Raw genomic sequence first — 26,202 nt, forward strand, 5'->3', positions numbered from 1 at the left:
AGTCGACAAGGCGTGGTGGTTCAACGAACACGCCGAACCTCCCGTTTTTCTTTTCACCCTATGTGATCACGCCCGGCGATGCGCCGCCGGGGCCGAAACCGCTCGGGACCGGTGCGGCGCCTGGCGCCCCGGGCGTCAACCACCTGACGCGGCAGGGGCGGTGGGCGCGCTGACGTCGTAACGGTTGGCGTCCGGCTCGGCCTTCATCAGCGCGGCCAGCACCCCCGACTTCAGCGGGCCGTCCTCGTCACTGCCCCACACCACCTCGCGGTGGCCGGAGAGTTCGACGGTGATGCCGTCGTAGGAGCGCACCCGGATCGCGGTGGCGTGCCCGCGCAGCACGTCCGGCAGGTCGCCGGCCACCGTGATCGCCGCCTGGAGCAGCCGCTGGGCGCCGAACTGCCGCAGGCTCGCGGCGGCTTGGGCGCGGTCGGGGGTGAGCTGCACCACCGGGACGCCGGCCGGGGCGCGGTCCACGGTGGCGAACCGGACGCCCTCGCGGTCGACTTCGGTGTACCGGGAGCCGTCGCGCAGCACCGCGGACGGGGTCCGCTCGGTGACTTTCACGACCACGGTGTGCGGCCAGGAGCGGCTCACCGAGACCTCGCGCAGCCGCGGCAGCGCGGCCAGCAGCCGGGTGCGGACGGCCCCGGTGTCGACCGAGACCAGCGGGCCGCCCAGCGGTACCCGGGCGGCCCGCTCGAGCTGCTGCGGCGTCAACTCACCGCTGCCGGCGACCGTCACGCGGGTCGCGCGGAACCACGAGGAGCCGTAGAGGGCCCAGGTGCCCGCCGCCGCGAGCAGCGTGACGGCGATCAGAGCGATCAGGACGGTGCGCCGCCCCGGCAGGGTGAGCCGGGGACGACGCCCGCCGCCTCCCGCCGGCAGGCTGGCCGCCTGACCCTCCCGGGTGGGCGGGCGGCCCGTGCCGAGCGCTCCGGCTTCCGTTCCGGTCACCTCGGCCTCCCACGTCGACGGTTGTCTGCACGCACTATCGTGCCAGCTCGGCGCCGTGGCACCGCGGGACACGCCCCGGATGCGCGGACGCCGTGGCCGGCCGGGCCGGGGCGCGGTTTCCCCGGGCCGAGCCCGGGAACCCCGCGCCCCGGAGAGGGCGCTGCGCGCCCTCCCGGGGGCCGGGCTCAGCGGCGGGCTGAGGACACGGCTTCGTAGACCATGCGGACCAGGAGGTCGTCGGCGTCGCGGCGGCCGAACTCGGCGGCGGCGCGGGACATGTCGTAGAGCCGGTGCGGGTCGGTGAGCACCGGCAGGACGTTGCCGAGCAGCCAGTCCGCGGTCAGCTCCGCGTCGTCGACCAGGAGTCCGCCGCCGGCCTTGACCACCGGCTGGGCGTTGAGCCGCTGTTCGCCGTTGCCGATGGGCAGCGGCACGTACGCGGCCGGCAGGCCCACCGCGGACAGCTCGGCGACCGTCATCGCGCCGGCCCGGCACAGCATCATGTCGGCGGCCGCGTAGGCCAGGTCCATCCGGTCGATGTACGGCACCGGCCGGTACGGCGGCATGCCGGGCATGTTGTCGGACTGCGGCAGTTCGTTCTTGGGGCCGACCGCGTGCAGGATCTGGACGCCGGACTGCTGCAGGCGCGGCGCGACCGCGGCGGTCACCTCGTTGAGCCGGCGGGCGCCCTGGGAGCCGCCGGAGACCAGCAGCGTGGGCAGGTTCTGGTCCAGGCCGAAGGCGTGCCGCGCCTCGGGCCGGGCCGCGGCGCGGTCCAGGGTGGCGATGGTGCGGCGCAGCGGGATGCCGATGTAGCGGGCGTCGCGCAGCTTGCTGTCGGGGGTGGAGACGGCGACGGCGTGGGCGTAGCGGGAGCCGATCTTGTTGGCCAGGCCCGGCCGCGCGTTGGCCTCGTGGATGACGATCGGCACCCCGAGGCGCTTGGCCGCGAGGTAGCCGGGCAGGGCGACGTAGCCGCCGAAGCCGACCACGCAGTCCGCCTTGGTGCGCTCGATGACCTGCTCGGCGGCCTTGATGGTGCCGCGCAGCCGGCCGGGCACGGTGATCAGTTCTGCGGTGGGCCGGCGCGGCAGCGGAACGGCCGGGATCAGGGCCAGTTCGTAGCCGCGTTCGGGCACCAGCCTGGTCTCCAGGCCCTTCTCGGTGCCGAGCGCGGTGATTCCCACGGTCGGGTCCTGCCTGCGCAGGGCATCGGCGAGCGCGAGCGCCGGCTCGATGTGGCCGGCGGTCCCCCCACCGGCGAGTACGACATGCACCGAAATTCACCGCTCTCCCGACGGCCGCCGCCCGGCGGACCGTCGCATCATCCTTCTCATCGCCCCGGTCAGGGAGTTGTTCCGGCCCCGCACGGCCAGTGCCGCTCGCGCCGCGGGCTCGTTCCTGGCGAAGGAGATCAGCAGCCCGATCGCGAACATGGTCGGCAGGATGGCAGATCCCCCGTAGGAGAACAGCGGGAGCGGGACGCCGGCGATCGGCAGCAGACCGAGCACCGCACCGATGTTGATCACGGCCTGCACCGTGATCCAGGTGGTCACGCCACCCGCTGCGAACCTGACGAAGGGGTCCTCCGTACGACCGGCCACGCGGATACCCGCGTAGCCTAGTGCCGCGAAGAGGGCCAGCACCGACAGCGTGCCCGCCAGGCCCAGTTCCTCCCCGGTCACGGCGAAGATGAAGTCGGTGTGCGGCTCGGGGAGTTCACCCCATTTCTCCACGCTCGCGCCGAGGCCGGAGCCGAACCAGCCGCCGGAGGCCAGGGCGTAGATGCCGTGCACCGCCTGCCAGCACTGGTCGCCGGCGCCCGGCGAGGTGGCGGCGATGCAGTGCAGCCGGCCCATCCGGTTGGGGCTGGTGGCCACGAACAGCACGGCCAGCGAGCCGGCCGCGGTCAGCACGCCGGCGAACAGCCGGGTGGGCGCGCCGGCCAGCCACAGCATGCCGAACAGGATCGCGGTGAGGATCACCGTGGTGCCCATGTCGCCGCCGAGCATGATCAGCCCGAGCAGCATGACCGCGACCGGGACCAGCGGCACCAGCAGGTGCTTCCACTGGGTCAGCAGGTTCTTGTCGTTCTTGCGGGCCAGCAGGTCGGCGCCCCACATGACCAGCGCGAGCTTGCCGAACTCGCTGGGCTGCAGCTGGAACGGGCCGCCGACCGAGATCCAGTTGGTGTTGCCGTTGACCGTCTGCCCTATCCCCGGCACCTGCACCAGGCACATCAGGAACACCGCGCCCAGCAGCAGCGGGTAGGCCAGTGCCCGGTGCAGCCGGACCGGCGCCCGGGCGGCGAACCACAGCAGCAGCCCGCCGAGCACCACCGCGAGCAACTGCTTGCGGAAGTAGTACGTGGAGGCCAGTCCGTAGCGCAGCGCCTGGATCTGCGAGGCGGAGTACACCATCACCAGGCCGAGCACGGTGATCAGCGCGGTGCCGCCGACGATCACGTAGTACGCGGTGAGCGGCCGGTCCCACGCCTCGCGGACCCGGCCGGGCAGCCGTGCGGCGCCGCGCAGCGCGCTGGGCGCGGCGCCGCGCGGGCGTGCGGGGTACAGGCTCATCCGGCCCCTCCTTCGTGCGCTGCCGCGGCGCCCGCGCGGGAGCGCGCTACCGCCGCTCGTCCGGTCCGGCCGGACCGGACGGTTCGTCCCGCGCGTCCGGTCCGTGCGGCCCGCCGGGCAGGGCGCGCACGGCGTCCGCGAAGGCGTCGCCGCGCGCGTTGTAGTTGGCGAACATGTCCATGGACGCGCACGCCGGGGCGAGCAGCACGGTGTCGCCGGACCGGGCGAGGCCGCGGGCCGCCTCGACGGCCGCGGCCATCGCCCCAGTGTCGGTCCGTTCCAGCTCGACCACCGGGACCTGCGGGGCGTGTCGCGTCAGGGCTTCGCGGATCAGCGCCCGGTCGGCGCCGAAGAGCACCGCGGCGCGCAGCCGGGGGCCCGCCGCGGCGGCCAGTTCGTCGAACTCGGCGCCCTTGGCGAGCCCGCCGGCCAGCCACACCACCGGCTCGTAGGCGGCCAGCGAGGCCGCCGCGGCGTGGGTGTTGGTGGCCTTGGAGTCGTCCACCCAGCGCACCCCGTCGACCACGGCGACCTCGGCGATGCGGTGGGCGTCGGGTCGGAAGGCGCGCAGCCCCTCGCGGACCGCGGCGGCCTCGACGCCGTAGGCGCGGGCGAGGGCGGCGGCGGCCAGCGCGTTGGCGATGTTGTGCGGGGCCGGCGGGCGGACGTCCTCGACGGCCGCCAGCTCCTGCGCGGTGCCGGCCCGGTCGGCGACGAACGCCCGGTCGACCAGCAGGCCGTCCACGACGCCCAGTTCGGACATCCGGGGAGCGCCGAGGGTGAAGCCGATCGCCCGGCAGCCCTCCTCGACGTCGGCCTCGCGGACCAGCCGTTCGGTCTCGGGGTCGGCGGCGTTGTAGACGCAGGCGACCTGGTTGCCGTGGTACGCGCGGCCCTTGTCGGCGGCGTAGGCGGCCATCGACCCGTGCCAGTCCAGGTGGTCGGGCGCGAGGTTGAGCACGGCGGCCGAGTGCGGGCGGATGCCGGGCGCCCAGTGCAGCTGGTAGCTGGACAGTTCCACGGCGAGCACGTCGTACTCCGGCCGGCCGGGGCCGGGCAGGACCACGTCGAAGAGCGAGACGCCGATGTTGCCGACCGCGGCGGTGCGCAGGCCGGCCGCGCTGAGGATGGCGGCGAGCATCCGGGTGGTGGTGGTCTTGCCGTTGGTGCCGGTGACCACCAGCCAGGGCGCGGCGCCGGGGCCGCGCAGCCGCCAGGCCAGCTCGACGTCGCCCCACACCGGCACGCCGGCCGCGGCGGCGGCCGCGAACAGCGGGCTGGCGGGCTTCCAGCCGGGCGTGGTGACGACCAGCTCGGTGCCGTCCGGCAGCGTGTCGCCGTCGCCGAGGCGCACGGCGATGCCGAGCGCCTCCAGCTCCGCGGCCTCGGCCTGCTGGCGTTCGCCCGCGCCGGCGTTGACGACGGTGACGCGGGCGCCCAGGCCGTGCAGCGCCTTGGCGGCGGGCACGCCCGAGACGCCGAGCCCGGCGACGGTGACCGCGGCGTCCTTCAGCCGGGCCGCGGTCTCCTCGGCGCTCCCGGTCGCCTCGGCGCCGGTCTCCTGGGCGCCGGTCTCCTGGGCGCCGGCGGGCCGCTGCCCGCCGGCGGTGTCCCGCAGCGGACCGGTCACGACGCCGCCACCCACGCGGCGTAGAAGATGCCGAGGCCGACGGCCATGCACATGCCCTGGATGATCCAGAACCTGACCACGACCAGGACCTCGCTCCACCCCTTGAGCTCGAAGTGGTGCTGCAGTGGCGCCATCCGGAAGACGCGCTTGCCGGTGAGCCGGAACGAGCCGACCTGGATGATCACCGACAGGGTGATCAGCACGAACAGGCCGCCGAGGATGGCGAGCAGCATCTCGGTGCGCGAGCAGATCGCCAGGCCGGCCAGCGCGCCGCCCAGGGCCAGCGAGCCGGTGTCGCCCATGAAGATCTTGGCCGGCGAGGTGTTCCACCACAGGAAGCCGAAGCACGCGCCCATCAGGGCCGCCGCGACCACCGCCAGGTCCAGTGGGTTGCGCACCTCGTAACAGGCGTTGTTGGCGCTGACCGGGGTGCCGCACCACTGGCCGTACTGCCACACGCCGATGACGGTGTACGCGGCGAAGACCATCACCGAGGCGCCGGTGGCCAGGCCGTCCAGGCCGTCGGTGAGGTTCACGCCGTTGGACATCGCCAGGATCATGAACAGCGCCCAGATCACGAAGATCACCGGGCCGATGGACCAGCCGAAGTCGCTGGTGAAGGAGAGCTTGGTGGACGCCGGGGTCTGGCCGCGAGAGTCCTTGAAGTTCAGCGCCAGCACCGCGAAGGCGATGCCGACGGTGAGCTGGCCGCCCATCTTCGCCTTGGCCCGCAGGCCCAGGCTGCGCTGCTTGACGATCTTGATGTAGTCGTCGAGGAAGCCGACCAGGCCGAGGCCGGTGGTCAAGAAGAGCACCAGCACCCCGGACGCGGACGGCTTGTCGCCGGTGATGAGCTTGGTCGCCGCGTACGCGATCAGCGTCGCCAGGATGAAGGCGATGCCGCCCATGGTGGGCGTGCCGCGCTTGCTGTGGTGGGCCTTGGGGCCGTCGTCCCGGATCATCTGACCGTAGCCCTTGCGGGCCAGCAGGCGGATCAGCAGCGGCGTGCCGATCAGCGAGAGGAACAGGCCGAGCACACCGGAGACGAGGATCTGCTTCATCGGGCGGCGACCTCGCTGCCCCCGGCGCCCGCGGCGCCCTCGGTCAGCGCCATGGCGACGGCTTCGAGCCCCACCGACCTCGATGCCTTCACCAGCACGACGTCACCGGGCCGCACTTGACTGCGCAACAGCTCGACCGCCGCTTCCGCGTCGGACACGTGCACCGACTCCTCACCCCACGAACCCTCGTTATAGGCGCCCATTTGCAGCCAGGCGGCTTCGGTACCGCCCACGGCCACGAGCTTGCTGACGTTGAGTCGGACGACCAGCCGCCCCACCGCGTCGTGCTCGGCCAGCGACCGCTCGCCGAGTTCGGCCATCGTGCCCAGCACCGCCCACGTCCGGCCCCCCCTGGCCTGTGCGGACCTGCCCATCGCGACAAGTGCGCGCAGGGCCGCCCTCATGGACTCGGGGTTCGCGTTGTAGGCGTCGTTGATGACCGTGACGCCGTCGGGCAGCTCGGTGACCTCCATCCGCCAGTGCGAGAGCGAGTCCGCCTCGCAGAGCGCGGTGGCGATCTCCGAAGCGGGCATGCCGAGTTCACTGGCGACGGCGGCCGCGGCGAGCGCGTTCGACACGTGGTGCTCACCGTACAGGCGCAAGGTCACCTCGGCGCACCCGGAGGGTGTTCGCAGCAGGAACACGGGCTGACCGCGGTCGTTGAGCCGGACCTGCTCGGCCCGGATCGCCGCGTCCTCGCCCTCCCCGAACAGCACCACCCGGGCCTTGGTGCGCGAGGCCATCGCCCGTACCAGCGGGTCGTCGGCGTTGAGGATCGCGATGCCGCCCTCGGCCTCGGCCGGCAGCGCCTCCACCATCTCGCCCTTGGCCTGGGCGATCTGCTCACGGCCGCCGAACTCGCCGATGTGCGCGCTGCCGACGTTGAGCACCAGGCCGATCCGCGGCGGGGTCAGGCCGGTCAGGTAGCGGATGTGGCCGATGCCGCGGGCGCCCATCTCCAGCACCAGGTGCCGGGTCGAGGCGTCGGCGCTGAGCACGGTCAGCGGCAGTCCGATCTCGTTGTTCAGCGAGCCGGGCGTCCACACGGTGGGCGCCCGTCTCTGCAGCAGCTGGGCGATCAGGTCCTTGGTGCTGGTCTTGCCGGCCGAGCCGGTCAGCGCGATCACGGTGGCGTCCAGCCGCTCCAGCACGTGCCGGGCGAGCGCGCCGAGCGCGGCCTGCACGTCGTCGACCACGATCGCGGGCGCGCCGACCGGGCGGGCCGCGAGCACCGCGACCGCGCCGTCGGCGACCGCCTGCGCGGCGAACGCGTGGCCGTCCACCCGCTCGCCGGCGAAGGCCACGAAGAGCGCGCCGGGGACGACCTCGCGGGAGTCCCTGACCACGGGTCCGGAGACCCGCACACCACTGTCCGGTATGTCGTGCATGCTCCCGCCGACCGCAGTTGCGACCTCGGCGAGGGTAAGGGGGATCACGGCTGGTTCTGGTCCTTCTCGATTGCGGCGCGCAGCACCTCGCGGTCGTCGAAGGGGCGTACCACTCCGGCGATGTCCTGGCCCTGCTCATGGCCCTTCCCGGCGACCAGCACGACGTCACCGGGCCGCGCGCGGGCGACGGCGGCGGCGACGGCGGCGGCCCGGTCGGGCTCGACGACGACGTGCCCGCGTTCGGCGGGCGGCACCTCCACCGCGCCCTGGAGCATCGCGGCGAGGATCGCCAGCGGGTCCTCCGAGCGCGGGTTGTCGGAGGTGAGGACGGCGGTGTCGGCGAGCCGGGCGAGCGCGGCGCCCATCGGCCCGCGCTTGGTGCGGTCCCGGTCGCCGCCGCAGCCCAGCACGGCGTGCACCCGGCCGCGGGTGGTGGTGCGCAGGGCGCGCAGCACCGACTCGACCGCGTCGGTCTTGTGCGCGTAGTCCACCACGGCCAGGTACGGCTGTCCGGCGTCCACCCGCTCCAGCCGGCCCGGCACCCCCGGCACCTCGGCGATGCCGTCCGCGGCCGCCTGCGGGTCCAGGCCGGCCGCGGCCAGCGCGGCGATCGCGGCGAGGGTGTTGGCGACGTTGAACGGTCCGGGCAGCGGCGCCACCGCCCGCACCCGCTCGCCCTTGGGGCCGAGCACGGTGAAGCGGCTGTCCAGCGGCCCGGCCTCGACGTCCTCGGCCCGCCAGTCGGCGTCCAGCCGGCCCTCGGCGGAGAACGTCACCAGCGGCACCCCGGCCTCGGCGACCAGCCGGCGGCCGTACGCGTCGTCCAGGTTCACCACCCCCAGCCGGCTGCGGCGCGGGGTGAACAGCTGCGCCTTGGCCTGGAAGTAGTCCTCCATGCCCGAGTGGAACTCCATGTGCTCGGGGCTGAGGTTGGTGAAGACGGCCACGTCGAAGACCGCGCCGTCGACCCGGCCGAGCACCAGCGCGTGGCTGGAGACCTCCATCACCACCGACTCCACGCCGCGCTCGCGCATCACCGCGAACAGCGCCTGCAGGTCGGTGGCCTCGGGGGTGGTGCGCTCGCTCTTGATCCGCTCGTCGCCGATCCGGGTCTCGACGGTGCCGATCAGGCCGGTGGCGCCGTTGCGGGCCGCCCGCAGGCCCCCCTCGATGAGATACGAGGTGGTGGTCTTGCCGGAGGTGCCGGTGATGCCGATGCGCAGCAGGCCCTCGCCGGGCTCGCCGTAGACCGCCGCGGCCAGGCCCCCCGTCACCGCCCGGGGGTCGGCGACGGTGAGCACGGGCAGACCGGCGCCGACCGCCCGGCGGGCGCCGTCGGCGTCGGTGAGCAGCGCGACCGCGCCGGCCGCCGCGGCGTCGGCGGCGAAGTCCGCGCCGTGGAAGCGGGCCCCGGGCAGCGCCGCGTACAGGTCGCCGGGCCGCACCGCGCGCGAGTCGTGGGTGATGCCGGTGACCTGCGCGTCGCCGCCGGGGTCCGGCGCCGCCACGCCGAGCCGCGCGGCGAGGTCGGCCAGCGGCGTCGGGCGGGGGTGCGCCGGGCGCGGCGCGCCCGGCTGTCCCGGCGGCGGCCCGCCGGGGGTGGGTTCGAGGGTGGAGTGATCAGCTGTGGGCACGGCGGTGAGGTTACCGGCCCGGCCGGTCTCCGGGCCAAAACGCCCCGGCGGCGGCTGCCGCGGGTCGCGGCCGTCCGGGCGGGCGGCAGCGCCGTCCGCCGCGGGCCGGTACGGGCGGGCGCCGGGCGCGCCCGCGGCGGCGCTCACTGGCCCCTGCCGCCGGCCGGCACGGCCGGCTGCGACGGGTCGAAGGTGACGGGGAGCCGGGGCGCGGGCGCGCCGGTGGGCGGCACGCCCAGGGTCTTGAGGGCGAACTCGGTCACCTGTTTGAAGACCGGGCCGCAGATGTCGCCGCCGAAGTAGCTGCCCTTGGTCGGGTTCTGGATGACGCAGGAGACAGTCACCCGGGGCGCGTCGGCGGGCGCGAATCCCATGAAGGAGGAGGTGTAGCCCTTGTAGCGGCCGGTCGTCGGGTCCACCCGGTTGGCCGTACCGGTCTTGCCCGCGACCCGGTAGCCGTCGATCCGCGCGTTCATGCCGGTGCCCTGTTCGCTGCCGACCACCGACTCCAGCATCTCGGAGAGGGTCTTGGCGGTGGCGGCGCTGACCACCCGGGTCTTCTTCGGCGGGTCGGCCGGCACGAAGCGGCCGTCCGGCCCGGTGACGCCCTGGATCAGCGAGGGCTCGACCCGCACCCCGCCGTTGGCGATGGTCGCGTACACCGAGGTGGCCTGCAGCGCGTTCAGCGACAGGCCCTGGCCGAAGGGGATGGTGAACTGCTGCGAGGCGTTCCAGTCCTGCGGCTTGGCCAGGATGCCGGGCGTCTCGCCGGGGAAGCCGATGCCGGACGGCTCGCCGATGCCGAACTTCTTCAGGTACGAGTAGAGCACCTGGTTGGCCTGCGCCTGGGTCCTGCCGAGCTGCTGGCTGGCCAGGATGGTGCCGATGTTGCTGGACTTGGCGAGCACGCCGTTGAGCGTGAGATACCAGGTGCCGTGGTCGACGTCGTCGTGGAAGATCCGGTCGGCGCGCGGCAGGGTGCCGGGCACGGTGACGTGGGTCAGCGGGGTGGCGGTGCCGGTGTCGAGGATCGCCGCCATGGACATCAGCTTGCTGACGCTGCCGGGCTCGTACGCGTCCTGCATCGCCGCGTTGCCGAGCGCGGCGGGGTCGGCGTGCGCGAGGTCGCCGGGGTCGTAGCCGGGCGCGTCGGCCATCGCCAGCACCTGGCCGGTCCTGTTGTCCATCACCACCACGTAGCCGCGGTCGGCGCGGGACTTGGCGACCTGGGCGCTGATCGCGCTCTGCGCGGCCCACTGGATGTCCCGGTCGAGGGTGAGCCGGACGTCGTCGCCGGGCACCGCGGGCTGCTCCTGGCTGCCGGCGGTCGGCACCTGGCGGCCGTTGGACTGGGCGTAACGGATCTTGCCGTTGGTGCCGGACAGCTTCTTGTCGAGCATCGCCTCCAGGCCGCCGGCGCCCTGGCCCTCGGCGTCGACGAAGCCCAGCACGCCGGCCGCGAGGTCGCCGTTGGGATAGACCCGCTTGGAGTGCGGCTCGTCGAAGATGCCGGCCAGCACGTCGGCGCCCTGGCCCTTGACGGCCTTGTCGGCGAACGCGGCCTTCAGGTCCTTGATCTGGTTCCACACCTGTGGCGGCTGCTGGGTGGCGATGACCTGGTAGCGCGAGCCGGGCTTGGCCAGTTGCGCGGCGATCTTCGTCGCGTCGCCGCCGACGATCGGCGCGAGCAGTTCGGCGGCCTGCTGCGGGGCGTCCCTGACCTTCGTCTGCGCGGGCGTGAAGAGGTACGGGTCCGCGGTGATGTCGAACGCGTTCACGGTGGACGCGAGGTCCGCGCCGTCGCGGTCGGTGATCGTGCCGCGGTCGGCGACGACCTCGTGGGTCACCCAGCGGTTCACCGCGGCCTTCGCGGCGTACGCGGACGCGTCGACCGCCTGCACCTGGAGCAGGCGGACCACGAAGACGGCCAGCACGAGGGTGAGCACCAGTCCGACCAGGCGCAGCCGCGGCCGGGGCCGCCCCAGCCGTACGGTCCGCGCGGTCGGACGTCCAGGCGGCCGCGGATACGGCGGCCTCCCGCCGGTTCCGCCCTGGGCCCGCGCGGCGCCGCGCGGTACGCCGCGCGCCGCGGGTTCCGGCCGCCGCGCCCGCGGCGGCACGTGTCCTGCCCGCCTGGGGTCACGCGTGGTCATGGCCGCCTCACCTCGGGGAAGCCGACGACGTCGGAGTGCTGGTCACGGCACCGGGGGACGGGGTGTCCGAGGGCGACGGGGAGGACGAAGGCGCCGTCGCGGACGGCGAGGGGGGCGCCGGAGGCCGGGTCGCCGGGGACGGGCTGCCCTGGACGCCGCCGCTGGGCTTGAGGAACGCCGGATCGCCGCCCGGCACCATCCCCAGCCGCCGCGCCCGGTCCGCCAGCGATCCCGGCGCGGAGTATCCGTCGACCTCCTGCTGCAACTGCTGCTGCTCGTCGGTGTATCCCGTGGTCTCCTTCTGCAGCTTGTTCAGCTCGAAGGAGTCCTGGTTGACCGCCGAGTTCAGCAGCAGCAGCGAGATCAGGCCACCGGCGAGCAGGGTCACGACGAGTACGACGAACGGCGTGCGCGCCGCGGTTGCGCTCCCCCGGCCGGGCAGCCGGGCCCCGGGCACGCGCACCCGCAGCCGTACCCCCTCCGGCCGGCGCGCCGTGCCCGCGCCGCCCGCGCCCGCCTCCCGCGGGCTACCGCCCACGGCTCGGCGACCGCCCACGGCCCGGCGGTCGTCACCGGCACGGCCCTCGCGGCCCCCGCCGCCACCGGCGTTCTGCCTCGGCGTCATCGCGCGTCCTCCCTGATCCGCTCGGCGCCGCGCAGCCTGGCGGGTGCGGCGCGGCGGTTCTCGGCGATCTCGTCCTCGGTGGGCAGCTCCGCGCCGCGGGTGAGCAGCTTCAGCCGGGGCTGGTAGCGCTCGGGCACCACCGGCAGGCCGGGCGGCGCGGTGTTCGCCGCGCCGGCCGCGAAGACCTGCTTGACCAGCCGGTCCTCCAGCGAGTGGTAGGAGAGCACGGCGATCCGGCCGCCGACCGCCAGGGCCGCGACGGCCGCGGGGACCGCCCGCTCCAGGACGGCCAGCTCGCCGTTGACCTCGATGCGCAGCGCCTGGAAGGTGCGCTTGGCCGGGTTGCCGCCGGTGCGCTTGGCGGCCTGCGGCAGCGCGTTCCTGATCAGGTCGACCAGCCGGGCGCTGCTGGTGAACGGCTCGCGTTCGCGTTCGCGCACCACCGCGTCCACGATCTTGCGGGCGAACTTCTCCTCGCCGTAGCTGCGCAGCACCCGTACCAGCTCGCCGGGCGGATAGGTGTTGAGGACCTCCGCCGCGCTGATCCCCGTCGACTGGTCCATCCGCATGTCCAGCGGGGCGTCCTGGGCGTAGGCGAAGCCGCGGTCGGCCTCGTCGAGCTGCATGGAGGACACGCCGAGGTCGAACAGGACGCCCTGGACGCGGGGGACGCCGAGCCGGCCGAGCACCTCGGGCAGTTCGTCGTAGACCGCGTGCACCAGGGTGGCGCGGTCGCCGAAGGGCGCCAGCCGCTCGGCGGACAGCTTCAGCGCCTGCGGGTCGCGGTCCAGGGCGATCAGCCGGGCGGCCGGGAAGGCCGCGAGCAGCGCCTCGCTGTGCCCGCCGAGTCCCAGCGTCGCGTCCACCACCACGGCGCCCGGCGCGGCGAGGGCCGGCGCCAGCAGGTCGAGGCAGCGCCGCAGCATCACCGGGACGTGCCGCTCGTGCGCGGCCGGGGTCGGGGACGGATCGCTCATGGGGGTGTTCCTGGGACTTTCGTGGAGTGGTGGGACGTAGGACCGGGTCCCCGCCCGCTCGCAGGAGATCGTTCCCCTGGCGCCGGGGAAGTGGTGCCAGGGAACCGGGAGCGGGAGGAGGCCGGGCCGTACGTCCGCGGGGGCGGCGGCGCGCGGCGGGGTCCGGCCGCGCTCACAGTAATCCGGGCGGAACCTCCTGTGACAGGGCCGAAAAGGTGTCTTCCTGCGCGGACAGGTAGCTCGCCCAGGCGTCGGCCGCCCAGATCTCCACGCGGGTGTCGGCGCCGATCACCGCGCAGTCGCGGACCAGGCCCGCGTACTCCCGCAGCGGCTGCGGGACGGTGACCCGGCCCTGCTTGTCCGGGACCTCGTCGTGGGCGCCGGCGAACAGCACCCGCTGGTAGTCGCGGACCGCGCGGGAGGTCATCGGGGCCTCGGCGAGCCGCCGGGTGGCCTGGCGGAAGCCCTCCACCGGCCACACGCACAGGCAGCGCTCCTGGCCGCGGGTCATCACCAGGCCCTCGGCCAGCTGCTCCCGGAACCGGGCCGGCAGCACCAGGCGGTTCTTGTCGTCCAGGCGAGGGGTGTAGGTCCCGAGAAAGCCCTGGAACACGGTCCACCTCCCGCAGCCGGCACCACTTCGCGCCACTTTACTCCACCGCCCTCCACCGGCAACGACGTCACCGTGTGGCGCGCCACTGCCGAAAGGCCAGGCAGGCGATACCGTCATAGGCATGTCGATAGCCGCCAACGGTTCCGCCGGACAGTCCGAGCCCGCCCAGCAGCAGGGGGGTTCGACGCGGTCCGGGGCCGCCACCGCCACCGCCACCGTCACCGACCGCCTCGTGGAGGCGAACAAGCGCTACGCCGCCGAGTTCACCGACCCGGGCATGGGCGCCGCGCCGGTGCTCAAGGTCGCCGTCGTCGCCTGCATGGACGCCCGGATCGACCTGCACCGGGCGCTCGGCCTGCAACTGGGCGACTGCCACACCATCCGCAACGCCGGCGGCGTGGTCACCGACGACACCATCCGCTCGCTGGCCATCAGCCAGCGCGCGCTGGGCACCCGGTCCGTCGTGCTGATCCACCACACCCAGTGCGGCATGCAGACCATCACCGAGGACTTCCGCACCGAACTGGAGGCCGAGGTGGGCCAGCGGCCGACCTGGGCGGTCGAGGCGTTCACCGACGCCGACCAGGACGTGCGCCAGTCGATGGCCCGGGTCCGCACCTCGCCGTTCCTGCCGGCCAGGGACGACGTGCGAGGCTTCGTCTTCGACGTGCACACCGGCCTGCTGCGGGAAATCACGGATCTGTAACGGCAGCCGAGTGACGTGGGCCGTCCCGAAAGGGAAGAATGCAGTGCAGGGTGCGGCACGTCTCGTCGGACGCGAGCGTTGCGCACACGGGGAGGGCCGGTCCAGGAATGACCGTGACCCTGCGGTCCCCTGGAACAGGCCGAGGAGTACCGGGTGACGACCTTCGACGCACGAGCAAGCCTGAGTGATCTGACCACGACCGCGGATCGCGTGCGCCGCAGCGTGGAGAACGTGATCGAGGGCAAGCCCGAGGTCGTACGCATTGCACTGACCGTCCTGCTGGCCGAGGGCCACCTGCTGATCGAGGACGTGCCGGGCGTCGGGAAGACGATGCTCTCCAAGGCGCTGGCACGTTCCATCGACTGCTCGGTCCGGCGTATCCAGTTCACGCCGGACCTGCTGCCCTCGGACATCACCGGGGTCAGCGTCTTCGACCAGCAGCAGCGGGACTTCGAGTTCAAGCCGGGCGCGATCTTCGCGCAGATCGTGGTGGGCGACGAGATCAACCGCGCCTCGCCCAAGACGCAGTCCGCGCTCCTGGAGTCCATGGAGGAGCGGCAGGTCACCATCGACGGCACCACGTACGAACTGCCCAGCCCCTTCATGGTGATCGCCACCCAGAACCCGGTGGAGATGGAGGGCACCTACCCGCTGCCGGAGGCGCAGCGGGACCGCTTCACCGCCCGGGTGTCCATCGGCTACCCCAGCCCGGACGCCGAGTTGAAGATGCTCGACGTGCACGGCGGGATCTCGCCGCTGGACGACCTCCAGCCGGTGGCGCACGCGCACGAGATCACCAAGCTCATCGAGGCGGTGCGCCAGGTGCACGTCGCCGACCCGGTGCGGCGCTACGCGGTGACGCTGGTCGGGGCCACCCGCAACCACCCGGACCTGCGGCTCGGCGCGTCACCGCGGGCCACCCTGCACCTGGTCAGGGCGGCCCGCGCGTCCGCGGCGCTGGACGGCCGGGAGTACGTGCTGCCGGACGACGTGCAGTCGCTCGCGGTGTCGGTGCTGGCGCACCGGCTGCTGCCCACCGCGCAGGCGCAGTTGAACCGGCGCACGCCCGAGCAGGTGGTGGCCGAGATCGTGCAGCGGGTGCCGGTGCCCGATGCCGCCGCCGGCGCCTGGCCGCCTCCGCCGGCCTGGCCGCAGGGCGCCCCGGACGGTCTGTGATGGCCTCGCCGCCCCCGGCCGCCGGGCCCGCGGCGGGCGGCCCGGGGCCGGGAGCGCAGCAGCGCGGGCCCGGCCCGGTCGGCGGCCCCGCGCAGCAGCAGGGCGACCAGCGCCCGGCCGGCGGGGTCCGCACCGCGCTGGGCGGACTGACCACCCGCGGCCGTTCCTTCGTGGCGGCCGGCGTCGCCGCCGCGGTGTGCAGCTACGTGCTCGGCCAGGACGACCTGCTGCGGGTCGGCTTGCTGCTCGCGGTGCTGCCCCTGGTGTGCGTGGCGGTGCTCTACCGCACCCGCTACCGGGTGGCCGGCAGCCGCCGGCTCGCGCCCTCGCGGGTGCCGGCGATGTCCGAGGCCCGGGTGCACCTGCGGATCGACAACGTCTCGCGCATCCCCACCGGACTGCTGATGCTCCAGGACCGGGTGCCGTACGTCCTGGGGCCGCGGCCGCGGTTCGTGCTGGACCGGGTGGAGCCGGGCGGCCACCGCGAGGTGTCCTACCGGGTCCGCTCGGACCTGCGCGGCCGCTACCCGCTGGGCCCCCTGCAGTTGCGGCTGACCGACCCGTTCGGGATGGTCGAGCTGACCCGCTCGTTCAGCGCCTACGACACCCTGACCGTGGTGCCGAAGGTGGAGCCGCTGCCCGCGGTCCGGCTGGCCGGCGAGTCCTCCGGCTACGGCGAGAGCCGCACCCGGGCGCTGGCGCTGGCCGGCGACGACGACGTGATCCCGCGCGGCTACCGGCACGGCGACGACCTGCGCCGGGTGCACTGGCGGTCCACCGCGAAGTACGGCGAGCTGATGGTGCGCCGCGAGGAGCAGCCCAACCGGGCGCGCTGCACGGTCCTGCTGGACACCCGCAAGGACGCCTACTTCGGCACCGGCCCCGACTCGGCCTTCGAGTGGGCGGTCTGCGGCGCCGCCTCGGTCGCCACCCACATGCTCGAACGCGGCTTCGGCGTCCGGCTGTTGACCGACACCGGCGCCAGCGTGCCCGGCCCGGCGGAGGGCGGCGGCTTCACCGGCGACTCCTCGGACATGGCCGGGGTGCTGCTCGACACGCTCGCGGTGGTCGACCACTCCGACGGCGAGAACCTGTCCGCGGCCTACGAGGTGCTGCGCACCGGCACCGAGGGCCTGCTCGTCGCCTTCGTCGGCGACGTCTACGAGGAACAGGCCGCGGTGCTCGGCCGGATGCGGCAGCGCGCGGGCGGCGCGGTGGCGTTCGTCCTGGACAGCGACGACTGGCTGGTCCGCGAGGCGGCCGGCCGGCAGGACCTCCAGTCCGCGCCGGACGCCGGGGTCGCGGCGCCGGGCGCGGGGTCCGGCGCGGGACCGGGCGGCTCCGGCGTGGACGAGGACACCACCGAACGGGCGGTGCGGATGCTGCGCGAGTCGGGCTGGACCGTGGTGGAGGTGCGACCGGGCGACAAACTGCCGGAACTGTGGCAGCAGGCCGACCGTTACCGCTCTCGGGAGGAGAACGAGGCGCGGCAGCGCGGAGCGGGGGTGGACCGATGAGCGGACGGGCACGGCTGACCGTGTGCGCGGCTCTCGCCACGATGATGGCCGCCTTCTCGCTGCTGCCGCTGACCGACGGCTCGGGCTGGTACGGCCGGGCGCTGTTCGTGGTGGTGCTGCAGTCCGCGGTGGGCGCGGGCGCGCGGCGCGTCCCGCTCGCCCGGCCGCTGACGGTGCTGGTGCAGGCGGTGGTCTCGCTGCTGGTGCTGACCGTCATGTTCGCCTCCGACCAGGCGCTGGGCGGACTGCTGCCGGGGCCCGGGGCGCTGCGGCACCTCGGCCAGGTGCTGCAGGACGGCATGAACGACGTCAGCGACTTCTCCATCCCCGCGCCGGTCACCCCCGGCATCCGGCTGCTGCTGGTCGGCGGGGTGCTGGTGGTCGGCCTCGCGGTGGACGCGATCGCCGTCACCTACAACACCTCGGCGCCCGCGGGCCTGCCGCTGCTGGCCCTGTACTCGGTGGCCGGCGGCCTCTACGACGGCGGCACCGCGTGGCCGTACTTCCTGGTCGCCGCGGCGGGCTATCTGATCCTGCTGCTGGCCGAGGGCCGGGACCGGCTGTCGCGCTGGGGCCGGGTGTTCGGCGGTCCCGCGGGGCGGCCGGGCGGGGGCGGCGGGGCGTCCGCGCCGGTGCGCACCGGCCGCCGGATCGGGGTGATGGCGCTGGGCATCGCGCTGGTCGCGCCGGCCGCGCTGCCGTCGCTGGGCAGCGGCCTGCTGGACACCTCGGGATCGGGTTCGGGCTCCGGCTCCGGCCGGGGCGGCGGCGGGTCGGTGAATCTGGTGGCCGCGCTGCAGGACAACCTCAACCAGCCGGACGACCGCGAGGTGCTGACGTACCGCACCGACTCCACCGACGCGTCGGGGATGTACCTGCGGATCGCCGCGCTGGACAAGTTCGACGGCAAGGCGTGGACCCCCTCGGACTTCGACACCGAGGACATCCCGGCCCGGCTGCCGCAGCCGCAGGGGCAGTCGCCGGACGTGAAGTACACCGTCGTCAGCACCCAGGTGCGCGCCGACCGGGACTACGTCCAGGGGCTGCTGCCGATGCCGTACCCGGCGCTGAGCGTGCAGACCCCCGGCAACTGGAAGTACCAGCCCGAGGGGCGGATGGTGATCGGCCAGGGCGGCCAGACCACCTCCGACCTGCGCTACGTGGTGACGAGCGAGCAGATCGCGCCCACCGCCGCGCAGTTGGCCGCCGCGCCGCCGGCCACCGGCCGGATCGCCCGTGAGTACGAGCAGGTGCCCGGCTCGCTGCCGCCGGTCGTCGCCCAGACGGCGCTGAACGTCACCCGGGACGCGACGAACGACTACCAGCGCGCGGTGGACCTCCAGCGGTACTTCACCTCCGGCGAGTTCGTCTACAACACCCAGGCCAAGGCCGGCACCGGGGTCGACGCGATAGCCCGCTTCCTGCAGACGAAGGAGGGCTTCTGCGTCCACTTCGCCTTCACCATGGCGGCGATGGCCCGCACCCTGCACATCCCGGCCCGGGTGGCGATCGGCTTCACCACCGGCGCGCAGCAGGCGGACGGCACGATGTCGGTGGGGCTGAAGGACGCGCACGCCTGGCCGGAGCTGTACTTCGAAGGCATCGGCTGGACCCGTTTCGAGCCGACGCCCTACCGCGGCACGGCGCCCTCCTACACGCAGGACTCCGTGACCGGCGGCGGCAGCGACACCCCGGACGTCGCGCCGAAGGGCAGCACCGCGACGCCGTCGGCCGCGCCGCAGACCACCGACAGCTGCGCCCCGGTCGACCGCGGCGTCGGCGACTGCGGCCAGGCCGCGGCGGCCGGCGGCGGCAGCTCCGGCGGGGGCTTCGGCTCGGCCGGGAAGATCGCGCTGTGGGTGCTGCTCGCGCTGCTGGTGCTGGCGATCCCGGCGGGGCCGCCGCTGTGGCGCTCCCGGGTCAGGGCCCGCCGCCTGGGCGGCGGCCGGGGCCGGGCCGAGGGGCCGACGCTGTCCGCGTGGCGCGAGGTGCTCGACACCGGCTGGGACTACGGCGTGCTGCCGGACGATGCGCAGACGCCGCGGCGGGCGATGGCCCGGCTGGTGGCCGAGGGACGCCTCACCGGTGAGGCGGCGGCCTCGGCGTCGGCGCTGGCCACGGCGGTGGAGCAGACCCTGTACGCGCCGCACCCGCGGCCGGTCGCCGGTCTGGCCGCGGAGGTCCACCGGGTGCGCGAGGGGCTGCGCGCGGCGGCGTCGCGGCGGACCCGGCTGCGGGCGGTCTTCCTGCCGCGCTCGGCCGCGCGGGTGGGCTGGGCGGTGTCGGCGCGGTGGTCCGCGTTCACCGCTCGGGCGTCGGCCCGCGTCCAGCGGGTGACGGCGCGGCTGCCGCGGACGTCGTCCTGAGTCGGGGCGTCCTGGGCTGAGGCGTGCCGGGGTGAGGGCCGGTGCGGAGGCCCGGGGCGAGGGCCGGTGCGGAGACTCGGAGCGAGGGCCGGTGCGGGGGTCGGCGCCGGGCCCGGGGCGGCGTGGCGGTCGGCGTCAGACGGTTCTGACCGCGGTGCCCGCGGCCTCGATCGCGGCGACCTCGGCGGCGGGCGCGGCCGCGTCGGTGACCAGGGTGTGCAGCAGCGCGGACGGGCCGACGTGGGCGAAGGCGGTACGGCCGAGCTTCCCGCCGTCGGTGGCGACCACCGCGCGGCGGGCCGAGGCGATGCTCGCCTTCTTCACGGCGGCGTCGTCGAGGTCGTAGGCGGTCAGGCCGTCGGCGGCGCTCAGGCCGCAGCAGCCGATGACCGCGGTGTCGAAGCGCAGCGCGGCCAGTGACGCGAGGGTGAGCGGACCGGTCAGCGCGCCCTCGGCGGCGCGCGGCCTGCCGCCGGGCACCACCAGTTCGGCCGCGCCGCCCGCCTCGGAGAGCACCTGGACGGCTTGCAGCGACAGCGGCATCACCGTCACCGGGCGGGCGTGCAGCAGCCGGGCCACCTCCAGGCAGGTGGTGCCGCTGTCGAGGACGACGGTCTCGCCGTCGGCGATCATCGCGCAGACCTCGGCGGCGATCTTCCGCTTGGCCTCGACGGCCTCGTGGGCGCGCAGCGCGAAGGGCGGTTCCTCCCCCTCAGCAGCAGGGTGCGCGCGCCGCCGCGGACCCGTTCGAGCACTCCCTGCGCGGCGAGCGCGTCCAGGTCCCGCCGGATCGTCATCTCCGAGGCGCCGGTCAGCTCGGCGAGTTCCTGCACGGTCGCGCCGCCCGCGTCCCTGACCGCCTGGGCGATCAGTCCGTGCCGGTCTGCGTTGGTCATACCGCGATTGAACCGCACTCCGGAGCGAACAAGCAACGTGTTCGATCTGGAGGATTTTGAACATCACAGATGTTCGTTATGGTGAGCCGCATGGAACGGTCGCTCCGGGCCGCCCGCGTGGCGACCTATGTCTACTTCGTCCTCAACGGCACGCTGATGGGCGCGTGGGTGGTGCACATCCCCGCGGTCGAGACGCGCGTGGGCATCAGCCACGCGGCGCTGGGCGGCCTGCTGGTCTTGCTGGGACTGGGGGCGTTCCTCGGCATGCAGGTGGCCGGACGGCTGGCCGACCGGCTCGGCACCCGCGCCGTGGTGCCGGCCGCCGGGGTGCTGTGCGGTGCGGCCCTCGTCCTGCCGGGCCTCCCCCGCGACCCGTGGACGCTGGCCGGCGCCCTGCTGGTCTTCGGCTTCGCCAACGGCAGCCTCGACGTGAGCATGAACGCGCACGCGGTGCACGTGGAGAAGGCGTACCGGCGGCCGGTGATGTCCGGCTTCCACGCGACGTTCTCGGTCGGCGGCGTCCTCGCGGCGCTCGTCGCCGCCGCGGCGTCGGGCGCGGGGGTCGGCACGGCGACGACGCTGGGCGCCCTGGGCTCGGTGGGCGTGCTGGTCGCGCTGGGCGCGGGGCGGTTCCTGCTGCCGGGAGCGGCGGCAGCGACGGGTGCGGAGATCGCGGTGGTCAAGGAGGTCACGGGGGTCGCGGAGGTCACGGGGGTCGGCGCGGCGGTGCGGGCCGAGGAAGGCGACGGCGAGGGGGACGACCCGCGTACGGGCGCGGGGGCGGTCGGCGGCGCGCGGGGGCGGATCTGGGTGCTCGCCGTCCTGGCGCTGATGGTCATGCTGTCCGAGGGCGCGGCCAACGACTGGAGTGCGCTGCACCTGAAGGACGTGCTGGGCGCGCCGGCGAGCACCGCGGCGTTCGCGTACGGCACCTACGCCGCGGCCATGACCGCGGGCCGGCTGCTCGCCGACCGGATTGCGGCCCGCTTCGGGCCGACCGCGGTGCTGCGCCGGGGCGCGGCGACGGCCGCCGCCGGGATCACGGTCGTCGCCGTGGCGCCGTGGATCTGGGCGGCGTTCGCGGGCTGGGCGCTGTTCGGGCTGGGGCTGTCCGGCTGCGTCCCGCAGCTGTTCAGCGCGGCCGGCCACGCCGATCCGGCAGCCGCCGGCGCCAACGTCTCCCGCGTCGCCGGCGTCGGCTACCTCGGCATGCTCGCCGGCCCCGCGGTCATCGGCTGGCTGACGCATGTCGTGGCGCTGAACCACGCGTTCGTGCTGCTGACCGTGCTGTGCGCCGCGACCGCGGTGTCCGCGGGAGTCCTCCGCGCCGCGCCGCCCGGCGGCACTGAGGACGACGCCGCCGCCGGCGTGGCGGCCCAGGACGAGCGCCCGCTCGGCGCCGGGCGCTGACCCTTCCGAGGCGCGGGAGTGCGCGCCACCAGCACATCCCCGAGCCGACGGGCCGGACACGACAGCGACAGCCCCCTCGGCCGGTGACGAGTCGCCGCACCACGCCAACTGGTCGCGCAGTTCCCCGCGCCCCCGGAAGGCTTGACCTCCGGCGCCAGGCGAACGCCCCCTGGGCCGGCGCGACGCTGGACGTGCGTTCCTAGGGGCGCGGGGCTGCGCCGGGGCGCGGGCTGCGCCGGGGCGCGGGCTGCGCCTGATATGCGGCTGACGCCGCGTGGGCGCGACCAGCCAACCACCGGCCAGGGGTCCTGGGGGGGCACCTCCCTGCGGAGCTCGGGGGGGGGAGGACCGAGCAACCCCCTCGGGGCGGGGGTGGCGTCAGGAGACGGGCGCCAGGAGGTCGAACTCGCGGAGGCTCTCCGCGGTCTCCACGATCGTGGTCTCCGCCGGGCGCGGCGCGAAGCCCAGCTCGCGCTTGGCCCGCTCGTTGTGGATGACGAGCGGCGCCGGCTCCTCGCCGGGAGCCTCCGCCGTGGGAACCCGCCGCCCCAGTTCGCCGAGGCGCTCCCGCAGCACCCGCGCGACCTCCAGGAACGTCATGGTCGGCCCGTCCGCGAGCGCGAGGTACCGCTTCCCCGCGGCCTGCGGCGTACCCATCGCCGCGATGTGCAGCGCCGCCACGTCGCGCACGTCGGCGATGCCGAACCGCTGCCGCGGCACCGCGCTCATCGTCCCGTCGAGCATCGCCTTGAAGAACTGCAGCGAGGACCGCGCCGCCGCGGTGAGCGTCGGCCCGGCGATCCACGTCGGGTTCACGGACACCAGCTCCAGCTCGGGCGCCTCGTCCGCGACGAAGTCCCACGCGGCGCGCTCGGCCACGGCCTTGGACAGCGGGTAGGGCGCGAGCCCGGGCGTGTCCGGGTCGGTCCAGTCGTCCTCGGTGTAGTCGCGCACCGGCTTCGGCGAGTACCCGATCGCCGCGAACGACGAGGTGAGCACCACCCGCCGGGCGCCGGCGCCACGGGCCGCGCGCAGCACCCGCAGCGTCCCGTCCCGCGCCGGGACCACGACCTCCCGCGGGTCCTGGGCCGTGATCATCGGCGACGCCACGTGGTAGACGTCGCGGATGCCGGCCGCCGCCGCGGCCCAGCCCTCGTCGTCGGTCAGGCTCGCGCGGACGAACTCGATCCCGGAGTCGTCGGCGCCCGCGCGGCGTACCGCCTCGCGCACCGCGTCCTCGCTCTCGCGGGTCCTGACGGTGGTCCGCACCTCGGTCCCGCCGTGCAGCAGGTCGGCGATGAGCCGGGTGGCCAGGTAGCCGGAGCCGCCGGTCACCAGCACCCGGCCGGCCCCGCCGCCCCGCCCGCGCCGTTCGCGCCATTCGCTCCGTTCACGCTGTTCGTGTCGTTCACGCCGTTCACATCATTCGTGTCGCTCATGTCCGCAGCCAAACAAACCTCAAGCGCTTGAGGTCAAGCGACACTGCCGACAGGGCGACACGACCCCCGGAAAGCACATCGGCGCGGGCCCGTGACAGACGGGCGCGCGCCGAACCTCGCGTCGTGGGAAACCGGGGCGGCCGTTACCGGCCCTGCTCGTCGCGGCGGCGCTGCCACCGCTCCTCGATGCGGTCCATGACCTTGCCCCGCTTGGGCTGCTGCTGGCGACGTCCCCCGCGGACGCGGCCACCGCGGATGCGGGACTGCCGGACCGCCGGTCCGCGCCCGCCGACGGGCACCGGCTCGGCCGCGCGGCTGCCACGGCGCCACGCGGTCACCGCGGCGACCGCGCAGGCGAGCATGACCAGGAAGCCCACCACGCTGACCCAGGTCTGCTTCGCGACGATTCCCCCATGAGCAGACCGATGCCGACCAGGAAACCGGCCCCGGCAAGATACACGCGGCGACGGGTGAACGTGCGCAGCCCGCTGCCCTCGAGCGCCGACGCGAACTTGGGATCTTCGGCGTACAGCGCTCGCTCCATCTGCTCGAGCATGCGCTGCTCGTGCTCCGAGAGCGGCACGGAGACCTCCTACTCGTCGGTCGCGCGAGACGACCGGTCCGACCCTTTCAAGGATAGGCAGGGAATCGTCCCGGTGAAACCCGCCCCACTGCGCCTGTCCCGACGGGGCTCTCCTTCCCCGTCCGCCTTTACGTCATGCCAGCATACGGTCAGGAATGCGGCTGCGGGCGGCCTGTGACGGACTCCCCTTCGCGGCGGTGCGCGTGGGTCCTGGCGAGCCGTCCCGCGGGGAGGTCCGCGCGGGCTTTTCGCCGTCCCGTACCGCCGTTGCGGGTAAAGACCGGGCAATGGCCGGGCAAAGCCGCCGGGGGAAAGGTTTGGAACCGCGCGAGGCCGGCGGAAACCTCCGTTCAGCCCCGCTCGGCCAGCACGTGCAGCTGCGTCGCGACCGAGTGGAACCCGGGCTCGGCCGCGGCCGCCAGCTCCAGCCGCAGCAGCGCCTCCAGCGCGCCCGGCTCGGTGTCCACCAGCACGCCCGGCACCAGATCGGCGAAGACCCGTACGCCGTGCACCGCGACGGCCCGCAGACCCGCCTCGCCGACCAGCCGGGTCAGCTCGTCGGCGGTGAAGCGGCGGGGCAGCGAATCCCCCTCGCCCCATCGGCCGTCCGGGTCACCGAGGGCGTGCTGCGCCTCGGCGAAGTGGCCGGCCAGCGCGCGGGCCAGCACCGCGCCGCCGCGGCCGGCCGCGAGCAGGCTGAGGCTGCCGGCCTCGCGCAGCGCGGCCACCGCGTTGCGCACGCCTTCGGCGGGGTCGTCCACGTACTCCAGCACGCCGTGGCACAGCACCATGTCGTAGCCGCCGGGCTCGACCACGCCCAGCAGCCCGTGGGCGTCGCCCTGCACGCCCCTGACCCGGTCGGTGACGCCGGCCTCGGCGGCGCGGCGCTCCAGCGCGAAGAGCGCGTCCGGGCTGGGGTCCACCACGGTGACGCGGTGGCCCAGCCGGGCGACGGGCACGGCGAAGTTGCCGGTGCCGCCGCCGGTGTCCAGCACGTCGAGCCCGGACCGGTCCGCGGTCTTCGCACGGCCTTCGAGCGCCTCGCGCAGCACCTCCCACACCACGGCGGTACGGAGGCTGGCACGGGGACGGATCGGCTCCACCCCTCCTGGACGGGACATGGCGGGCGGCTCTCCTCGCGGGCGGGCGGTCAGCTTCGGGCGGCTCCAACTCTAGGGCCTGACAGGGCCGCCGAAGTCGTACGCCGGGCCAGGGCAGGGCCGGGGCCCGGCCATGCCCCGGGCCGGGCCGCACGGCCGCGCACCGCGGCCCCGCGCCGGGGTCAGCCCGCCGGGGCCGCGGCCGGGCCGTCCTCCTCGAACGCGGGCCTGAGCAGCAGCATCCGCTCGACCAGACGCAGGAACATCCCGCAGTCGCGGACCAGGTCGTCGGCGTCGCGTGCGGTCGCCGCGCCGGCGATGCCCGCCTCGGCCCGTGCCCTGCGCTCCGCGCCGGCCGCGAACAGGGCGCTCCACTCGGCGAGTTCGGGCGCGACCTCGGGCAGCACCTCCCACGCGGTGCGTATCCTGCGGCGGCGCCGCGCGGTCTGCTCGGGCCGGCCGCGCACCGCCAGCACCGCGGCGGCGGTGCGCAGCGCGGCCAGGTGCGCCGCGGCGTACCGCTCGTGCGGAGCCTGGAGCAGCGCGGCCTCCTCCAGGCCGACGTGCGCCTGGGTGAGCAGGTCGAGGGCGGCGGGGGTCGCGCCGGCACGGCGCAGTACGGGGTGGATGTCGCCGACCGGAGATGCCATGACGAGCCTCCGTTTCCGTTGCTTTCCCGTTGCCCCCCATAGTGGGACCGACCACTGACAATCCCCCTGACACAATCGGCATATGACCACCGCACGACGCAGGGCAACCCGGCAGCGGTTGTACGACGCCGCCGTCACCCTCATCGCCGAGCAGGGCTTCTCCGCCACCACCGTCGACGAGATCGCGGAACGCGCCGGGGTCGCCAAGGGGACCGTCTACTACAACTTCGCCAGCAAGAACGACCTGTTCGAGGAGCTGATGCGGCACGGCGTGGGCCTGCTCACCGCCTCCCTGCGGCAGGCCGCCGAGGACGCGGCGGCGCGCGGCGGCAGCCGGGTGGACGGGCTGGACGCGATGATCCGGGCGGGGCTGGGGTTCATCGTCCGCTACCCGTCCTTCACCCAGCTGTACGTGGCCGAGCTGTGGCGGACCAACCGGACCTGGCAGGAGACCCTCGCGGTGGTCCGTCAGGAGGCGGTCGCGGTGGTGGAGAAGGTGCTGGGCGAGGCGGTCGAGGCGGGTGAGGTGAGCGGGGAGATCGACGTGCCGCTGACCGCGTCGGCGCTGTTCGGCATGGTCCTCGTCGCGGCGCTGGACTGGCAGGCGTTCCAGCCGGAGCGGAGCATCGACGAGGTGCACGCGGCGCTGTCCCGGCTGCTCCAGGGGCGGGTGGGCGGCACAGCGGCGAGGCCGTAGCCGCACCACCCGTCGGTCCCCGCGGGTCCCCCGCTCCCGCGGTCC

20 protein-coding genes and 2 pseudogenes are annotated in these 26,202 nt (G+C 74.7%); 6 read left to right on the forward strand and 16 right to left on the reverse strand.

Translation table 11 applies throughout. From position 1 onward, the window contains the following. Nucleotides 1–135: 135 nt before the first annotated feature. The 11 genes from VSR01_RS08205 to mraZ all read right to left on the reverse strand — a co-directional run bounded on the left by VSR01_RS08205 (nucleotide 136) and on the right by mraZ (nucleotide 13,617). Complete coding sequence (locus VSR01_RS08205) at nucleotides 136–957, reverse strand: cell division protein FtsQ/DivIB (RefSeq protein WP_326448595.1); 822 nt, start codon at nucleotides 955–957, stop codon at nucleotides 136–138. A 185-nt stretch (nucleotides 958–1,142) separates the two neighbouring features. After that, on the reverse strand, nucleotides 1,143–2,234 hold the full coding sequence (murG, locus tag VSR01_RS08210; protein ID WP_326448596.1) for an undecaprenyldiphospho-muramoylpentapeptide beta-N-acetylglucosaminyltransferase: 1,092 nt from the start codon (nucleotides 2,232–2,234) through the stop codon (nucleotides 1,143–1,145). A 6-nt stretch (nucleotides 2,235–2,240) separates the two neighbouring features. Further along, a complete protein-coding gene (gene ftsW, locus VSR01_RS08215; RefSeq protein WP_326448597.1) occupies nucleotides 2,241–3,536 on the reverse strand; it encodes a putative lipid II flippase FtsW in 1,296 nt (431 codons plus the stop codon). A gap of 46 nt (nucleotides 3,537–3,582) precedes the next feature. Further along, the gene (gene murD / locus VSR01_RS08220) at nucleotides 3,583–5,049 is read right to left on the reverse strand and encodes a UDP-N-acetylmuramoyl-L-alanine--D-glutamate ligase (protein WP_326453555.1); all 1,467 of its coding nucleotides are present in this window, start codon (nucleotides 5,047–5,049) and stop codon (nucleotides 3,583–3,585) included. Nucleotides 5,050–5,162: 113 nt separating this feature from the next. Next, nucleotides 5,163–6,227 carry a phospho-N-acetylmuramoyl-pentapeptide-transferase gene (gene mraY / locus VSR01_RS08225; RefSeq protein ID WP_326448598.1) on the reverse strand — a complete coding sequence of 355 codons (1,065 nt, stop codon included), beginning with the start codon at nucleotides 6,225–6,227 and terminating at the stop codon, nucleotides 5,163–5,165. Further along, the gene (locus VSR01_RS08230) at nucleotides 6,224–7,663 is read right to left on the reverse strand and encodes a UDP-N-acetylmuramoyl-tripeptide--D-alanyl-D-alanine ligase (RefSeq protein WP_326448599.1); all 1,440 of its coding nucleotides are present in this window, start codon (nucleotides 7,661–7,663) and stop codon (nucleotides 6,224–6,226) included. The genes mraY and VSR01_RS08230 overlap by 4 nt, the downstream gene beginning before the upstream one ends. Continuing rightward, nucleotides 7,660–9,249, reverse strand: coding sequence for a UDP-N-acetylmuramoyl-L-alanyl-D-glutamate--2,6-diaminopimelate ligase (locus tag VSR01_RS08235; RefSeq protein WP_326448600.1), 1,590 nt, complete (start codon nucleotides 9,247–9,249; stop codon nucleotides 7,660–7,662). Before VSR01_RS08235 ends, VSR01_RS08230 begins: the two co-directional genes overlap by 4 nt. Nucleotides 9,250–9,392: 143 nt before the next feature. Then, the gene (locus tag VSR01_RS08240) at nucleotides 9,393–11,402 is read right to left on the reverse strand and encodes a peptidoglycan D,D-transpeptidase FtsI family protein (RefSeq protein ID WP_326448601.1); all 2,010 of its coding nucleotides are present in this window, start codon (nucleotides 11,400–11,402) and stop codon (nucleotides 9,393–9,395) included. 7 nt (nucleotides 11,403–11,409) lie between these two features. After that, nucleotides 11,410–12,027, reverse strand: a complete 618-nt coding sequence (locus VSR01_RS08245; protein WP_326448602.1) for a cell division protein FtsL — start codon at nucleotides 12,025–12,027, stop codon at nucleotides 11,410–11,412. Further along, nucleotides 12,024–13,004, reverse strand: a complete 981-nt coding sequence (gene rsmH / locus VSR01_RS08250) for a 16S rRNA (cytosine(1402)-N(4))-methyltransferase RsmH (RefSeq protein ID WP_326448603.1) — start codon at nucleotides 13,002–13,004, stop codon at nucleotides 12,024–12,026. Before rsmH ends, VSR01_RS08245 begins: the two co-directional genes overlap by 4 nt. Before the next feature lie 172 nt (nucleotides 13,005–13,176). Next, nucleotides 13,177–13,617: a division/cell wall cluster transcriptional repressor MraZ gene (mraZ, locus tag VSR01_RS08255; protein ID WP_326448604.1), complete on the reverse strand. Its 441-nt coding sequence runs from the start codon at nucleotides 13,615–13,617 to the stop codon at nucleotides 13,177–13,179. A 121-nt stretch (nucleotides 13,618–13,738) separates the two neighbouring features. Between mraZ and VSR01_RS08260 the strand changes: the two genes are divergently transcribed. From VSR01_RS08260 to VSR01_RS08275, 4 genes are all read left to right on the forward strand, one after another. After that, nucleotides 13,739–14,323 carry a beta-class carbonic anhydrase gene (locus tag VSR01_RS08260; RefSeq protein WP_326448605.1) on the forward strand — a complete coding sequence of 195 codons (585 nt, stop codon included), beginning with the start codon at nucleotides 13,739–13,741 and terminating at the stop codon, nucleotides 14,321–14,323. 153 nt (nucleotides 14,324–14,476) lie between these two features. Further along, on the forward strand, nucleotides 14,477–15,499 hold the full coding sequence (locus VSR01_RS08265) for an AAA family ATPase (protein WP_326448606.1): 1,023 nt from the start codon (nucleotides 14,477–14,479) through the stop codon (nucleotides 15,497–15,499). After that, nucleotides 15,499–17,016 (forward strand): DUF58 domain-containing protein, encoded by a 1,518-nt coding sequence (locus VSR01_RS08270; RefSeq protein ID WP_326448607.1) that lies wholly within the window; start codon nucleotides 15,499–15,501, stop codon nucleotides 17,014–17,016. Before VSR01_RS08265 ends, VSR01_RS08270 begins: the two co-directional genes overlap by 1 nt. After that, the gene (locus VSR01_RS08275; RefSeq protein ID WP_326448608.1) at nucleotides 17,013–19,382 is read left to right on the forward strand and encodes a transglutaminase family protein; all 2,370 of its coding nucleotides are present in this window, start codon (nucleotides 17,013–17,015) and stop codon (nucleotides 19,380–19,382) included. Before VSR01_RS08270 ends, VSR01_RS08275 begins: the two co-directional genes overlap by 4 nt. A gap of 135 nt (nucleotides 19,383–19,517) precedes the next feature. Here the strand turns inward: VSR01_RS08275 and VSR01_RS08280 are convergent. Then, nucleotides 19,518–20,278, reverse strand: a pseudogene (locus VSR01_RS08280) (DeoR/GlpR family DNA-binding transcription regulator). 90 nt (nucleotides 20,279–20,368) lie between these two features. Between VSR01_RS08280 and VSR01_RS08285 the strand changes: the two are divergent. After that, a complete protein-coding gene (locus tag VSR01_RS08285; RefSeq protein WP_326448609.1) occupies nucleotides 20,369–21,688 on the forward strand; it encodes an MFS transporter in 1,320 nt (439 codons plus the stop codon). A gap of 378 nt (nucleotides 21,689–22,066) precedes the next feature. On the opposite strand, the gene VSR01_RS08290 is transcribed toward VSR01_RS08285, so the two are convergent. The 4 genes and pseudogenes from VSR01_RS08290 to VSR01_RS08305 form a co-directional block, all read right to left on the reverse strand. Further along, nucleotides 22,067–23,029 carry an NAD-dependent epimerase/dehydratase family protein gene (locus VSR01_RS08290; protein WP_326448610.1) on the reverse strand — a complete coding sequence of 321 codons (963 nt, stop codon included), beginning with the start codon at nucleotides 23,027–23,029 and terminating at the stop codon, nucleotides 22,067–22,069. A 241-nt stretch (nucleotides 23,030–23,270) separates the two neighbouring features. Continuing rightward, a pseudogene (locus VSR01_RS08295) lies at nucleotides 23,271–23,710 on the reverse strand (DUF3040 domain-containing protein). A gap of 350 nt (nucleotides 23,711–24,060) precedes the next feature. Further along, nucleotides 24,061–24,831 carry a methyltransferase gene (locus VSR01_RS08300; protein WP_326448611.1) on the reverse strand — a complete coding sequence of 257 codons (771 nt, stop codon included), beginning with the start codon at nucleotides 24,829–24,831 and terminating at the stop codon, nucleotides 24,061–24,063. A 161-nt stretch (nucleotides 24,832–24,992) separates the two neighbouring features. Then, nucleotides 24,993–25,460: an SAV_6107 family HEPN domain-containing protein gene (locus VSR01_RS08305; protein WP_326448612.1), complete on the reverse strand. Its 468-nt coding sequence runs from the start codon at nucleotides 25,458–25,460 to the stop codon at nucleotides 24,993–24,995. Nucleotides 25,461–25,542: 82 nt separating this feature from the next. Here VSR01_RS08305 and VSR01_RS08310 point away from each other — a divergent pair, with 82 nt between their 5' ends. Beyond that, nucleotides 25,543–26,157, forward strand: a complete 615-nt coding sequence (locus VSR01_RS08310; protein WP_326448613.1) for a TetR/AcrR family transcriptional regulator — start codon at nucleotides 25,543–25,545, stop codon at nucleotides 26,155–26,157. Nucleotides 26,158–26,202 lie beyond the last annotated feature (45 nt).

It is taken from the genome of Actinacidiphila sp. DG2A-62, assembly GCF_035825295.1.
Lineage (GTDB): Bacteria > Actinomycetota > Actinomycetes > Streptomycetales > Streptomycetaceae > Actinacidiphila.